Annotated in this window: 5 protein-coding genes, 1 tRNA gene and 2 rRNA genes; 1 reads left to right on the forward strand and 7 read right to left on the reverse strand. The window is 68.9% G+C overall.

Going from position 1 to position 13,867, the window contains the following annotated elements; all coding sequences use genetic code 11:
- Positions 1-82: 82 nt before the first annotated feature.
- From ABZ192_RS07630 to ABZ192_RS07640, 3 genes are all read right to left on the reverse strand, one after another.
- Positions 83-2,824: a DNA translocase FtsK gene (locus tag ABZ192_RS07630; RefSeq protein ID WP_356923587.1), complete on the reverse strand. Its 2,742-nt coding sequence runs from the start codon at positions 2,822-2,824 to the stop codon at positions 83-85.
- A gap of 127 nt (positions 2,825-2,951) precedes the next feature.
- Entirely contained in the window at positions 2,952-3,632 is a 681-nt protein-coding gene (locus ABZ192_RS07635; protein WP_356923588.1) for a response regulator, read from the reverse strand.
- Between the two features lie 307 nt (positions 3,633-3,939).
- Positions 3,940-9,411, reverse strand: a complete 5,472-nt coding sequence (locus ABZ192_RS07640) for a HAMP domain-containing protein (RefSeq protein WP_356923589.1) — start codon at positions 9,409-9,411, stop codon at positions 3,940-3,942.
- Between the two features lie 379 nt (positions 9,412-9,790).
- On the opposite strand from ABZ192_RS07640, the gene ABZ192_RS07645 reads away from it, so the two are divergent.
- Positions 9,791-12,544 (forward strand): SpoIIE family protein phosphatase, encoded by a 2,754-nt coding sequence (locus tag ABZ192_RS07645; protein WP_356923590.1) that lies wholly within the window; start codon positions 9,791-9,793, stop codon positions 12,542-12,544.
- A 43-nt stretch (positions 12,545-12,587) separates the two neighbouring features.
- On the opposite strand, the gene ABZ192_RS07650 is transcribed toward ABZ192_RS07645, so the two are convergent.
- From ABZ192_RS07650 to ABZ192_RS07665, 4 genes are all read right to left on the reverse strand, one after another.
- Positions 12,588-12,663, reverse strand: a tRNA-Thr gene (locus ABZ192_RS07650).
- A gap of 74 nt (positions 12,664-12,737) precedes the next feature.
- On the reverse strand, positions 12,738-13,400 hold the full coding sequence (locus tag ABZ192_RS07655) for a DegT/DnrJ/EryC1/StrS family aminotransferase (protein WP_356923591.1): 663 nt from the start codon (positions 13,398-13,400) through the stop codon (positions 12,738-12,740).
- A gap of 114 nt (positions 13,401-13,514) precedes the next feature.
- A 5S ribosomal RNA gene (gene rrf / locus ABZ192_RS07660) occupies positions 13,515-13,631 on the reverse strand.
- A gap of 91 nt (positions 13,632-13,722) precedes the next feature.
- Positions 13,723-13,867, reverse strand: a 23S ribosomal RNA gene (locus tag ABZ192_RS07665); the annotation flags it as partial.

Below are 13,867 nucleotides of genomic sequence, written 5' to 3' on the forward strand. Positions count from 1 at the left end.
GCTCAAGGATCCCTTACGGGTGAGTCACGATCCGGACACCCGATTGCAGTACGACTCGGCGTGGCGGCCGTGACCCGCTTCCCTACCCTTCAGACTCCCCCCGGATCAGCGCGAGCACGCCATCCAGCTCGTCAGGCTTCACAAGAACGTCACGAGCCTTCGAACCCTCGCTCGGCCCGACGATGTTCCGGGACTCCATGAGGTCCATCAGCCGCCCGGCCTTGGCGAAGCCGACGCGCAGTTTGCGCTGGAGCATGGACGTCGAGCCGAACTGCGTGGAGACGACCAGTTCGGCCGCCTGGCACAGCAGGTCGAGGTCGTCGCCGATGTCCTCGTCGATCTCCTTCTTCTGCTTGGTCCCGACGGTGACGTCGTCCCGGAAGACGGGCGCCATCTGGTCCTTGCAGTGCTGGACGACGCCAGCGATCTCCTCCTCGGTGACGAAGGCGCCCTGCATACGCGTCGGTTTGTTGGCGCCCATCGGCAGGAACAGCCCGTCACCCTTGCCGATGAGTTTCTCGGCGCCCGGCTGGTCCAGGATGACCCGCGAGTCGGCGAGCGACGACGTGGCGAAGGCCAGCCGCGACGGCACGTTGGCCTTGATCAGGCCGGTGACGACGTCGACCGACGGCCGCTGGGTGGCCAGCACCAGGTGGATGCCGGCCGCGCGCGCGAGCTGCGTGATGCGCACGATCGCGTCCTCCACGTCCCGCGGCGCGACCATCATCAGGTCGGCGAGCTCGTCGACGATGACCAGCAGATACGGGTACGGCTGGAGCTCGCGCTCGCTGCCCTCGGGCGGCTTGACCTTGCCCTCGCGCACGGCCTTGTTGAAGTCGTCGATGTGCCGGTAGCCGTAGGCGGCCAGGTCGTCGTAGCGCAGGTCCATCTCGCGTACGACCCACTGGAGCGCCTCGGCGGCCCGCTTGGGGTTGGTGATGATCGGGGTGATCAGGTGCGGGATGCCCTCGTAGGCGGTCAGCTCCACCCGCTTGGGGTCGACGAGGATCATCCGGACGTCCTCGGGGGTCGCCCGCATCATGACCGAGGTGATCAGGCAGTTGATGCAGGACGACTTGCCGGAGCCGGTGGCGCCGGCGACCAGCATGTGCGGCATCTTCGCCAGCGAGTGCATGACGTAGCCGCCCTCGACGTCCTTGCCGAAGGCGACCAGCATCGGGTCGTCGTCCTCAGCGGACTCCGCGAGCCGCAGGACGTCACCGAGGTTGACCATCTCCCGGTCGGTGTTCGGGATCTCGATGCCGACCGCGGACTTGCCGGGGATCGGGCTGATGATCCGCACGTCCGGGCTGGCGACGGCGTAGGCGATGTTCTTGGCCAGCGCGGTGATCCGCTCGACCTTCACGGCCGGGCCGAGCTCGATCTCGTAGCGCGTGACCGTCGGCCCGCGCGTGAAGCCGGTGACGCTGGCGTCCACCTTGAACTCGGTGAAGACGTTGGTGAGCGCGGCGACTATGGCGTCGTTGGCGGCGCTGCGGGCCTTGCCGGGGCCCCCGCGCGTGAGGAGGTCGAGGGACGGCAGGGCGTAGGTGATGTCCCCGGACAGCTGGAGCTGTTCCGCTCGCGGGGGCAGGTCGCGGGGCTTGGCGGGCGGGGACTTGGTGAGGTCGCGGACGCCCGCCTTGGGCCTCTCCTGCTCGGGCTGGTCCTGCTTGAGCTTCTCCTGCTGGGGCCGGGCGGCCGGGACGGGCGTCGGCGTGGTGGGCTCGCGGTCCCCGACGGTCACGCCCTGGGTGAGGTCCGCGACGATCGGCGAGGGCGGCATCCCGTGCAGCACGGCGCCGTCCAGGGCGGCGGCCGCCGCCGCTGCGACGTCCACGGCGTCCATGGGCCGGTCCATGTCGGGCTGCGGCACGGCGGACCGCCGGGGACGGCCGCGGCGCCGGGAGAGCGCCTCCTGCTCGGCGCTGTCGGGGTCGTACGCCGCGGGCGCCGGTGTACGCCTGCCGCGCGGGCGCGCGGGCAGCGCCTCCCGCCACTGTTCGTCGTAGCGCTCGTCGTCCTCGGCGAAGCCGAACTCGTCCTCGGCCGGGTCGCGGACGATCCCGAGCCGTACCCCGGCCTGCCGCAGCCGCTGCGGAATGGCGTTGACCGGGGTGGCCGTGACGACCAGCAGCCCGAAGACCGTCAGCAGCACGAGCAGCGGCACGGCGAGCATGTCGCCCATGGCGTACGACAGCGGGGTCGCCATGGCCCAGCCGATCAGGCCGCCGGCGTCCCTTATGGCCTGCATGCCGTCACCGCGGGCAGGTGCGCCGCAGGCGATGTGGACCTGGCCGAGCACCCCGATGACGAGCGCGGACAGGCCGATGACGATGCGTCCGTTGGCCTCGGGCTTCTCCGGGTGGCGGATGAAGCGCACGGCGACGACGGCCAGCAGGATCGGCACGAGCAGGTCGAGCCGGCCGAAGGCGCCGGTGACCAGGATCTCGACCAGGTCACCCACGGGGCCCTTCAGGTCGGCCCAGGTGCCCGCGGCGACGATCAGTGCGATGCCGAGCAGCAGCAGGGCGACGCCGTCCTTGCGGTGCGCCGGGTCGAGGTTCTTGGCGCCCTGCCCTATGCCGCGGAACACGGCGCCGACGGCGTGCGCGACCCCGAGCCACAGGGCGCGCACGAGCCGGTAGATGCCCCCGGTAGGGCTCGGAGCCGGTTTGGGCGCGGCTTTCTTCGCCGCGGCCTTCTTGGCGGGCGCCTTCTTCGCGGGAGCCTTTTTGGCAGCGGCCTTCTTCGCCGGAGCCTTCGCCGAACCGGCCGCCTTCTTCGCGGGCGGCTTCTTGGCTGCGGAGGGACGTGAGGCCATGGGTGTGAGGTTACCGGGGGAGACGACAAGGGACACGTGTGCCTACGGCTTCACCCGTTCGTGTCGCTCCGGGAGAGGCACGGAACTGACGCGGGCTCATCGGCGCGCAACCGCGCCTGCCCGGGCGTCAGTTCTGCGAGGACACCGACGGCGTGCTCCCGGTGCCCGGCTCCAGCGCGTCCAGCGCCCGCCGCAACCCCGTGAGCTTGCGCTCCAGATGAGCCGCCGTGGCCACCGCCGCCGCGTCCGTCGAGTCGTCGTTGAGCTGCTTGGTCAACGCCTCGGCCTGCTCCTCGACGGCCGCGAGCCGCGCGGAGAGCTCGGCGAGCAGCCCGGCCGACTCCTTGGCCTCGCCGTCCGCGTCCTTGCCGTTGCCCTCCAACTGGAGCCGCAGCAGCGACGCCTGCTCACGCAGCTGACAGTTCTTCATGTACAGCTCGACGAAGACGGAGACCTTCGCGCGCAGCACCCACGGGTCGAACGGCTTGGAGATGTAGTCGACCGCGCCCGCCGCATAACCCCGGAAGGTGTGGTGCGGCCCGTGGTTGATCGCGGTGAGGAAGATGATCGGGATGTCCCGGGTCCGCTCCCGCCGCTTGATGTGCGCGGCTGTCTCGAAGCCGTCCATGCCCGGCATCTGGACATCCAGCAGAATGACCGCGAAGTCGTCCGTGAGCAGCGCTTTGAGCGCTTCCTCCCCGGACGATGCCCGCACCAGCGTCTGATCGAGCGCAGAGAGGATCGCCTCCAGCGCAAGCAGATTCTCCGGCCGGTCATCGACCAGGAGGATCTTGGCCTTCTGCACCATGGCCCGCCCTCCTCGCCCCGGCGTGGGGCCTCCCCTGTCCGCAGGACCTGGGGTCGCACCGGTGGGTGCCGCCCCAGGGGACGACTCCCTTGCGCCGCCCGTCCTTGTGCCGGTCATCGTAGCCGCACCCCGCCTGTCGCCACACCCTGTCACCGGGATGTCACTGTGCACGTAGCAGAAACGCAGCAGGAGACCAGAAGGTTCCCCAGATCTCGTACTTCTACACGACTATGCGCACACCGAGTCCGCAACTCCGTGTGAACACCGAACCTTCCCGCCAACGTTGCGTAACGGTCCAACGTTCCCCTCATTCCCCTCGCATCCACTGATCCATCACCGTCAGCAGGTGATCGGGGTCGACCGGCTTCGTGACGTAGTCGGAGGCGCCCGACTCGATCGCCTTCTCCCGGTCGCCCTTCATCGCCTTCGCGGTCAGCGCGATGATCGGCAGCCCGGCGAACTGCGGCATCCTGCGGATCGCCGTGGTCGTCGCGTACCCGTCCATCTCGGGCATCATGATGTCCATCAGGACGACCGCCACGTCCTCGTGCTGCTCCAGCACCTCGATGCCCTCACGGCCGTTCTCCGCGTACAGCACGGACAGGCCGTGCTGTTCCAGGACGCTGGTCAGCGCGAAGACGTTGCGGATGTCGTCGTCGACGATCAGGACCTTCTGGCCGCCGAACCGGATGCCGCGCCGCGGCTTCGGCGCCGCCTCCTGCTCCGCCGGCGTCCACTGCTCCGGCTGCGCCGGGCGCGGAGCCAGCTCCGGCATCCTGCGCCGCCGCCGGAACAGGGCGGCCGGCCCGTTCTGCGTCTCTCGGTACGACTTCACCTCGGCCGGGGTCTCGGCCTCCACCTCGGACAGCTCGGACATGTCCGACGTCGAGGCCATCAGCTCACCGGGCTCCAGGGACGGCAGTTGCTGCTGGTAGCCCTGCGGCGGCAGCTCACTGGGGTGCAGCGGCAGGTACAGCGTGAACGTCGAGCCGCGGCCCGGCTCGCTCTGCGCGTGGATCTCACCACCGAGCAGCTGGGCGATCTCCCGCGAGATGGACAGCCCGAGACCCGTACCGCCGTACTTGCGGCTGGTCGTGCCGTCGGCCTGCTTGAACGCCTCGAAGATCACCCGCATCTTGCTGGACGCGATGCCGATCCCGGTGTCGGTCACGGAGAACGCGATCAGCTCGGCGTCCGGATCGGTCAGCGACCCGGTCTCCAGCAACTGCTCCCGGATCTTCTGCGGCACGTCGTCCCGCGCCGGCCTGATGACCAGCTCCACCGACCCGGAGTCGGTGAACTTCACCGCGTTGGACAGCAGGTTGCGCAGCACCTGCAGCAGCCGCTGCTCGTCGGTGTGCAGCGTCGCCGGCAGCTCCGGCGACACCCGTACGGACAGGTCCAGGCCCTTCTCCGCGGTCAGCGGGCGGAAGGTGGCCTCCACGTAGTCCACGAGCTGGACGAGCGCGATCCGCGTCGGGGAGACGTCCATCTTGCCCGCCTCGACCTTCGACAGGTCGAGGATGTCGTTGATGAGCTGGAGCAGGTCGGAACCGGCCCCGTGGATCGTCTCGGCGAACTCGACCTGCTTCGGGGACAGGTTCCCCTCGGCGTTGTCGGCGAGCAGCTTGGCCAGGATCAGCAGCGAGTTGAGCGGCGTCCGCAGCTCGTGCGACATGTTCGCCAGGAACTCGCTCTTGTAGCGCATCGACACCGCGAGCTGCTCGGCGCGCTCCTCCAGGACCTGCCGCGCCTCCTCGATCTCGGTGTTCTTCACCTCGATGTCGCGGTTCTGCTGGGCCAGCAGCTCGGCCTTCTCCTCCAGTTCGGCGTTGGACGCCTGGAGGGCCTTCTGCCGCTGTTCCAACTCGGCGGAGCGCTCACGCAGTTGCTCGGTCAGCTCCTGCGACTGCGCCAGCAGCAACTCGGTCTTGGTGTTGACGGAGATGGTGTTGACGCTGGTGGCGATCATCTCCGCGATCTGGTTGAGGAAGTCCTTCTGGATCTGCGTGAACGGCGTGAAGGACGCCAGCTCGATGACGCCGAGCACCTTCCCCTCGAACAGCACCGGCAGCACGATCACCTGCGCGGGCGGCGCCTCACCGAGCCCCGAGGAGATCCTCAGGTAGCCGCTGGGCGCGTTCTCCACCAGAATCGTGCGCTTCTCCGTCGCGGCCGTGCCGATCAGCGCCTCACCGGGCTGGAACGACGTCGGCATGGAGCCCATCGAGTAGCCGTATGAGCCGAGCATGCGCAGCTCGTACTGGTCGTCGTCGGCGGCGTTCATGTCCTCGCCGTCGACCAGCGGCATCGCCAGGAAGAACGCGCCGTGCTGAGCCGAGACCACCGGCGTCAGCTCGCTCATGATCAGCGAGGCCACGTCCTCCAGGTCGCGGCGGCCCTGCATCAGCGCGGAGATCCGGGCCAAGTTGCCCTTGAGCCAGTCCTGCTCCTTGTTGGCGATCGTGGTGTCGCGCAGGTTGGCGATCATCTTGTTGATGTAGTCCTGGAGCTCCTGGATCTCCCCGGAGGCGTCCACGTCGATCTTCAGGTTCAGGTCGCCACGGGTCACCGCGGTCGCCACGCGCGCGATGGCACGCACCTGCCGGGTCAGGTTCCCGGCCATCTCGTTCACGGACTCGGTCAGGTCCCGCCAGGTGCCGTCGACGTCACGCACGCGTGCCTGACCGCCGAGCTGTCCCTCCGTGCCCACCTCGCGGGCGACGCGGGTGACCTCCTCGGCGAAGGACGACAGCTGGTCGACCATCGTGTTGATGGTCGTCTTCAGCTCCAGGATCTCGCCGCGCGCGTCGATGTCGATCTTCTTCGTCAGGTCGCCCTTGGCGATGGCCGTGGTCACCATGGCGATGTTGCGCACCTGGCCGGTCAGGTTGGACGCCATCTGGTTCACGGACTCGGTCAGGTCCTTCCACGTACCGGCCACACCGGGTACGTGCGCCTGTCCGCCGAGGATGCCGTCCGTGCCCACCTCACGGGCCACCTTGGTGACCTGCTCGGCGAACGAACTCAGCGTCTTCACCATCGTGTTGATGGTGTCGGCGAGCTGCGCGACCTCACCGCGCGCCTCGATGGTCACCTGCCGCGTCAGGTCACCGTTGGCGACCGCCGCCGAGACCTGGGAGATGTTCCGCACCTGAGTGGTGAGGTTCTTGGCCATCAGGTTGACGTTGTCGCTCAGGTCCTTCCAGATGCCCGTGACACCGGGCACGTGCGCCTGACCGCCCAGGATGCCCTCGGTGCCCACCTCACGGGCCACCCGGGTCACCTGCTCGGCGAAGGAGGACAGCTGGTCGACCATCGTGTTGACGGTCGTGACGAGCTCGAGGATCTCACCCTTGGCGTCGACGGTGATCTTCTTCGACAGATCACCCCGGGCGACCGCGGTCGTGACCTCGGCGATGTTGCGCACCTGGATGGTCAGGTTGTTGGCCATGCCGTTCACGGACTGGGTGAGGTCCTTCCAGGTACCGGAGACGCCCTGCACCTCGGCCTGGCCGCCCAGGATGCCCTCCGTACCCACCTCACGGGCCACACGCGTGACCTCCTGGGCGAACGACGACAGCTGGTCCACCATCGTGTTGAGGGTGTTCTTCAGCTCCAGGATCTCGCCGCGCGCGTCCACGTCGATCTTCTGCGACAGATCACCCCGGGCCACCGCCGTCGCCACCTGCGCGATGTTGCGCACCTGCGCGGTGAGGTTCCCGGCCATGCCGTTCACGGAGTCCGTCAGGTCACGCCACACACCGGCGACCCCGGGCACCTGCGCCTGACCGCCCAGCCGCCCGTCCGTACCCACCTCACGGGCGACCCGGGTCACCTGATCGGCGAACGCCGAGAGCTGGTCCACCATCGTGTTGATGGTGTTCTTCAGCTCCAGGATCTCGCCGCGTGCGTCCACGTCGATCTTCTGCGACAAGTCACCCCGGGCCACCGCCGTCGTCACCTGCGCGATGTTGCGCACCTGGGAGGTGAGGTTCCCGGCCATGGAGTTGACGGAGTCGGTGAGCTCCTTCCACGTGCCGGACACGCCGTCCACCTGGGCCTGACCGCCGAGACGGCCCTCCGTCCCCACGTCCCGGGCCATCCGGGTCACCTGGTCGGCGAAGCTCGACAGCTGGTCCACCATGGTGTTCACGGTGTTCTTCATCTTGAGCATCTCGCCGGAGACGTCGACCGTGACCTTCTGCGAGAGGTCACCGTTGGCCACCGCCGTCGTCACCTGCGCGATGTTCCGCACCTGTCCGGTGAGGTTCCGGAACGCCGTGTTGACGGAGTCCGTCAGGTCCTTCCAGGTGCCGGCCACACCCGGCACCTGCGCCTGGCCGCCCAGCTCACCCTCGACACCGATCTCGCGGGCCACACGGGTCACTTCGGCACCGAAGGCGGACAGCTGGTCGACCATCGTGTTGACGGTGTTCTTCAGCTCCAGCATCTCGCCGGCCACGTCCACGGTGACCTTCTGCGACAGATCACCGTTGGCCACGGCCGTCGTCACGGCGGCGATGTCCCGCACCTGAGTGGTCAGATTCCGGAAGACCGTGTTCACCGAATCGGTGAGGTCCTTCCACGTCCCCGCCGCACCCGGCACGTTCGCCTGACCACCGAGCCGCCCCTCGGCCCCGACCTCGTTGGCCACCCGCGTGACCTCGTCCGCGAAGATCCGCAGCGTCTCGGTCATCTGGTTGATCGTCTCGGCGAGCTGCGCGACCTCGCCCCGCGCCTGCACGGTCACCTTCCGCGACAGGTCACCGTTGGCGACCGCCGTCGTCACCTCCGCGATCCCGCGCACCTGGGCGGTGAGGTTCCCGGCCATGGTGTTGACGGAGTCGGTGAGCTCCTTCCACACGCCGTCCACCCCGGGCACCTGCGCCTGCCCGCCCAGCGCACCCTCGGTGCCCACCTCACGGGCCACCCGGGTCACCTCGGAGGAGAACGCCGACAGCTGGTCCACCATCGTGTTGACGGTGTTCTTCAGCTCCAGCATCTCGCCGGCCACCTGAACCGTGACCTTCCGAGACAGATCACCCTTGGCGACCGCCGTCGTCACCAGCGCGATATCCCGCACCTGAGCGGTGAGCCGGTACGCCATCGTGTTGACGGAGTCCGTGAGGTCCCGCCACGAACCCGACATACCACGCACACGGGCCTGCCCGCCCAGCTTGCCCTCGGTGCCCACCTCACTGGCCACACGCGTGACCTCGTCGGTGAACGTCGACAACTGGTCGACCAGGTTGTTGACGGTCCGCCCGACCTTCAGGAACTCACCCCGCAGCGGCTGCCCGTTCCCGTCCGGCACCTGCGTCCGCAACTCCATGCGCGGCGACAGATCACCCTCGGCCACCGCGGACAGCACCCGGCTGACCTCGGAAACCGGCCGCACCAGGTCGTCCACCAGGGCGTTCGAGTTGTCGATCGCGGTCGCCCAGGAGCCCTCGCAGGCCCCCGTCTCCAGCCGCTCGGTGAGCTTGCCCTCCCGGCCCACCATCCGCCGCACCCGCGAGAGCTCACCCGTCAGATGCAGATTACGGTCGGCCACCTCGTTGAAAACCGCCGCGATCTCGGCCATCACGCCGTCCCCGGACACCGTGAGCCGCTTGCGGAAGTTGCCGTCCCGCATCGCCACCAGGGCGACCATCAGCCGGTTCAGGGATGCCGTGTCCACCTCAGTCGTGCCACTGCGCACTTTTCCCTGGTTGCTCGGGGACTGTCCGCCTTTCGCGCGCGTCCTCTTGCCACGCGTCGCTGCGCCAGACTCCACTGTGTCCCTCCCGCAGGGGTCGACCATCACTGCTGTGCTGGGGTACCACGCTCGGTGTACCGGTTACTACTGCGTATTCTCCGCCCTGCATACCAGGTCCGTGCCCAGGGGGCTGCTGCCCCCCGTACGCAGAAGACACTCAGCCTGCCCGGACTTTCACAAGAAGCTTGCCCAGTGTTTCACCCTGCCCGAACCAGGCCATAACAGTTCGGCAGCTTCGCACATCGTCCGCACACCCTCCGGACGGAAACACTGCAGACCGGCATCCGCATGGACCGCGAAGGTAAGTAACCTTGCATCCGGCTGTCCAGCCGCGCCGGTGCGTCCGGCCTGGGCGGTGGCACGAAGACGAGCGGGCATCGGAGGGGCGGCCGCACACATGACCACCGGACTGATCCCTGGGGGACAGCCCCCGGACCCCCGGCCGACGGGCGGCCTGCCGCAACAGCGGCGCGAGCCGGTCGGCCCCACAGCCCAGCACGTCGAGAACCGGTCGAGGAGTTCTGTGATCACCGCGCGCGCGGCCGCCAGTTTCGAGCCCGTCGGGCGATCTGTCGCGAGCGCCCGCTCCTTCGTCCGCGACACCCTCCAGGGCTGGGGCTTCGCGGACATCGTCGACGACGCCGTCGTTCTCACCAGCGAACTGGTGACCAACGCCGTGGTCCACGCCGGCACCTCCGCCGACCTGCTCTGCCTGCGCACCGACGACGGGGTGCGCATCGAGGTGGCCGACCGGTACCCCGAGCGCGAGATCCCGCTCCAGGCCTCGGCCATCAACATGGGCAGCCCCGACCGCGAGGGCGGACGCGGCCTCCAGCTGTGCGCGGCCCTCGCCGGCCGCTGGGGCGTCGAGTACACCCCCACCCACAAGACCGTCTGGTTCCAACTCGACCTCCCCGCCAGGGTGGTGGGCACCCGCGCGGCCGGCCCCGCCCTTCCCGCCGACCTCCTGCCCCTCGCCGACGGCCGGGTCCGCGTGGCCGTGATCCAGATCGACCGCACCGGCCACATCACCGCCTGGAACGAGGACGCCGAGGACCTCTTCGGCTACCCGGCCGAGCAGGTCACCGGCAAACCCCTGACCGACCTCGCGGCCTGGCCGCACACCCCGGGCACCAGCACCGGCATCGCGGACGCACTGCAGCTCTCTCGCTGGGAAGGCAGCTACGGCATCCGCGCCGCCGACGGCCGCGTGACCCCCGTCTACGCCTCCCACCTGCGCGTCCGCGACACCGGCGGCGAACCGTCAACCGTGTGCCTCCTCGTAAGGGACCACGAACGGGCCGTTCTCCAGACACCCCTGCGCGTCCCCGCCTCCGACACCGGCACCACCTCCGAGGGCCAGAGCACCGACCCCTTCGAGGTGTTCATCGGCTACCCCGCCCCGGACGACCTCGACGGCCTCCTCCAGCGCACGGTCGAACGCGCCCGCGACATGCTCGACGGCGACTCCGCGTTCCTCCTCCTGGCCACCGACGACGAGACGGAACTGGAGGTCCGCGCCTCCACGGGCCTGCCCTCCGCCCGCCAGCGCTTCGCCCGCGTCCCCGTCGAGGCGGGCTCCGGCCGCTACGGCTCCGCACGCATGCCGGCCGTCCACGACGACCTGACCGCGGTCCCCGGCGCGGTGCCGCTGCTGAACGGCACGGGCATGCGCTCGGTCGTCACGGTTCCGCTGAAGGTCGAGGGCCGCCTCACCGGCTCCCTCGGCGTCGCCGCCGAGGCCCCCGGGAGATACTCCAACGAGGAAGCCCTGCGCCTCCAGTTCGCCGCCGACCGCATCGCGCTCGCCGTCGAATCGGCCCGCCTCGGCGAACTGGAGCGCCTGCGCCGCGGCTCCCTGAACTTCCTGGTCGAGGCCTCCGACCTGCTGGCCGGCACCCTGGACCGCGACCAGACCCTGGCCCTGATGGCCCAGATGACGGTCCCCACCCTCGCCACCTGGTGCGCCGTCTACACGATCGCCCACCAGGCCTCCGAGCCGTACCTGTCGTACGTCCTGCACGAGGACGAGGAACTCATCGACGGCATCAAGTCCCTGCTGTCGAAGGTCCCCCCGCCCGACCCGGTCCCCACCCCCGGCGCCCGCGTCTGGACAGCCCCCGCCGAGGTGGCCCACCAAGCGGCCCTGCGCAGCTCCATGCGCAGCCTCGGCCTCAGCGGCGGCCCGACCCACCAGGTCACCCCCGGCATCGGCCCGACCCTCGCCACGGCATCAGCGGTGGGCGGCGAGACGGTCGTCCTCCCCCTGGTCGCCCGCAACCGCGTCATCGGCATGCTGACCCTCGGCAAGCCGACCGACGAGCACTTCCGCCAGGAGATCCTGGAACTCGCCGAAGACCTGTCCCGCCGAGCCGCCCTGGCCCTGGACAACGCCCGCCTCTACTCCGAGCGCACGGCCATCAGCCAGTCCCTCCAGCGCAGCCTCCTCCCCCCGGAACTCCCCACGATCGAGGGAGTCGAGGTCGAGGTCATCTACCGCGCCGCCGGCGAGGGCAACGAGGTCGGCGGCGACTTCTACGACGTCTTCCCCATCAGCGACGGCGCCTACGGCTTCGCCATCGGCGACGTCTGCGGTACGGGCCCGAACGCGGCGGCGGTCACCGGCCTGGCCCGCCACGCCCTGCGCCTCCTGGCCCGCGAGGGCCTCAGCGGCCCGGCGGTCCTGGAACGCCTCAACTCCGCCATCCTCGACGAAGGCGCCCGCAGCCGCTTCCTCACCCTCCTCTACGGCGAGATGCGCCCCCAGGAGGACGGCAGCGCCGAACTCAAGGTCGTCTGCGCCGGCCACCCGCTCCCGCTGCGCCTGCGCCAGGACGGCTCGGTGGAACCGGCAGCCGAACCCCAGCCGCTCCTCGGTGTCATCGACGACCTGGAACTCTACGAGCAGACGGTCACCCTCGACCCGGGCGACGTCCTGCTGTGCGTCACGGACGGCGTCACCGAACGCCGCGAAGGCGCCCGCATGCTGGGCGACGACGGCCTCGCCGACGTCCTGACGACCTGCACGGGCCTCACGGCCGGCGCGGTCGCGGCCCGCATCATGCGCGCGGTGGAACGCTTCGCTTCGGACGCCCCGTCCGACGACATGGCGATCCTGGCGATGCGCGTCCCGGGCCTCCACAAGGACTAGGACATGAAAAAGGCCCCACCCGTGAGGGTGGGGCCTTTTATGCTGGAGCCCCCAAACGGAATCGAACCGTTGACCTTCTCCTTACCATGGAGACGCTCTACCGACTGAGCTATAGGGGCCTGTCGCTTTGCGGAGTTTCCCGCGCGGCAACGGGATAGATCATACCCCGAACAGACCCGTGCTCCCAACCACGTCAGAAAGCGGGCTGGAGAAGCCCGCCCAGGGCATTACAGGCGGACACGATCCGCTGCATGTCCCGCTTGGTCAGGGTGGCGTCCACCGGCAGTGCGAGCGTCTCATCGGAAGCGCGCTCCGTCTCCGGGAGAGAAACACACCGCCGGAATTCGGGCAGTCGATGCACCGGAGTCTTCACCGGCACGCGGCACTCGACTCCCCGGCCCCGCACAGCCCGTGCGAAAGCGTCCCGATCCGGCCGTCCATTGCCCGGAACGCGCACGACGTACTGCTGATAGGTGTGCCCGTCGCCGTCGTCCGGCGTCCGCACACCCCTCAACTTCGCATGGAGATAAGCCGCCCGCTCCCTGCGCTGGGCTATCTCGTCGTACGGCGCCTCGGACTCACCCTGCTCCAGCACGAGCAACCCGTACCGCGCTCCCAGCTCGTGCAGCCGCGCGATGTCGGCGAGCCGACCGAAGCGGTGTACGACCACCACGGCCGCGGTCCGCGGGGTTACCGCCGCTTCCACAGCGGAGGCATCGAGGCAGTAGGTGAAGGGATCTATGTCAGCGAACACGGGCAGCGCCCCGGCCTTGGCCACGGCCTCGGCCACCTCGACGTTCCCAAAGGCCGGCACGACGACTTCGTCACCGAGTCCGACACCGGCGGCCCTGAGCATTGCAGCAGTACCCATGCTCTGGATGCTGATCGCGCAACGTGAACTTCAAGTGACGGAGAACAAAAAAGGGCTGGACCCATAACCGAAGTTACGGATCCAGCCCTGTCAATAATTGTTCGGCGGCGTCCTACTCTCCCACAGGGTCCCCCCTGCAGTACCATCGGCGCTGTAAGGCTTAGCTTCCGGGTTCGGAATGTAACCGGGCGTTTCCCCTACGCTATAACCACCGAAACACTATGAAACTATCCAGCCGCACCACACCCGTGACCTGGGCATGGGGCTGTTCGTGGTTTCAGAACCAACACAGTGGACGCGAGCAACTGAGGACAAGCCCTCGGCCTATTAGTACCGGTCAACTCCACCAGTTACCTGGCTTCCATATCCGGCCTATCAACCCAGTCGTCTACTGGGAGCCTTACCCTCTCTAGGAGGTGGGAGTCCTCATCTCGAAGCAGGCTTCCCGCTTA

The sequence above is a fragment of the Streptomyces sp. NPDC006235 genome (genome assembly GCF_040613735.1).
Taxonomy (GTDB): Bacteria; Actinomycetota; Actinomycetes; order Streptomycetales; family Streptomycetaceae; genus Streptomyces.

Coding starts and splice junctions, on each gene's coding strand:
- ABZ192_RS07630 (WP_356923587.1), bottom strand. CDS start 2,824: ATGGCCTCACGTCCCTCCGCAGCCAAGAAGCCGCCCGCGAAGAAGGCG.
- ABZ192_RS07635 (WP_356923588.1), bottom strand. CDS start 3,632: ATGGTGCAGAAGGCCAAGATCCTCCTGGTCGATGACCGGCCGGAGAAT.
- ABZ192_RS07645 (WP_356923590.1), top strand. CDS start 9,791: ATGACCACCGGACTGATCCCTGGGGGACAGCCCCCGGACCCCCGGCCG.
- ABZ192_RS07655 (WP_356923591.1), bottom strand. CDS start 13,400: ATGCTCAGGGCCGCCGGTGTCGGACTCGGTGACGAAGTCGTCGTGCCG.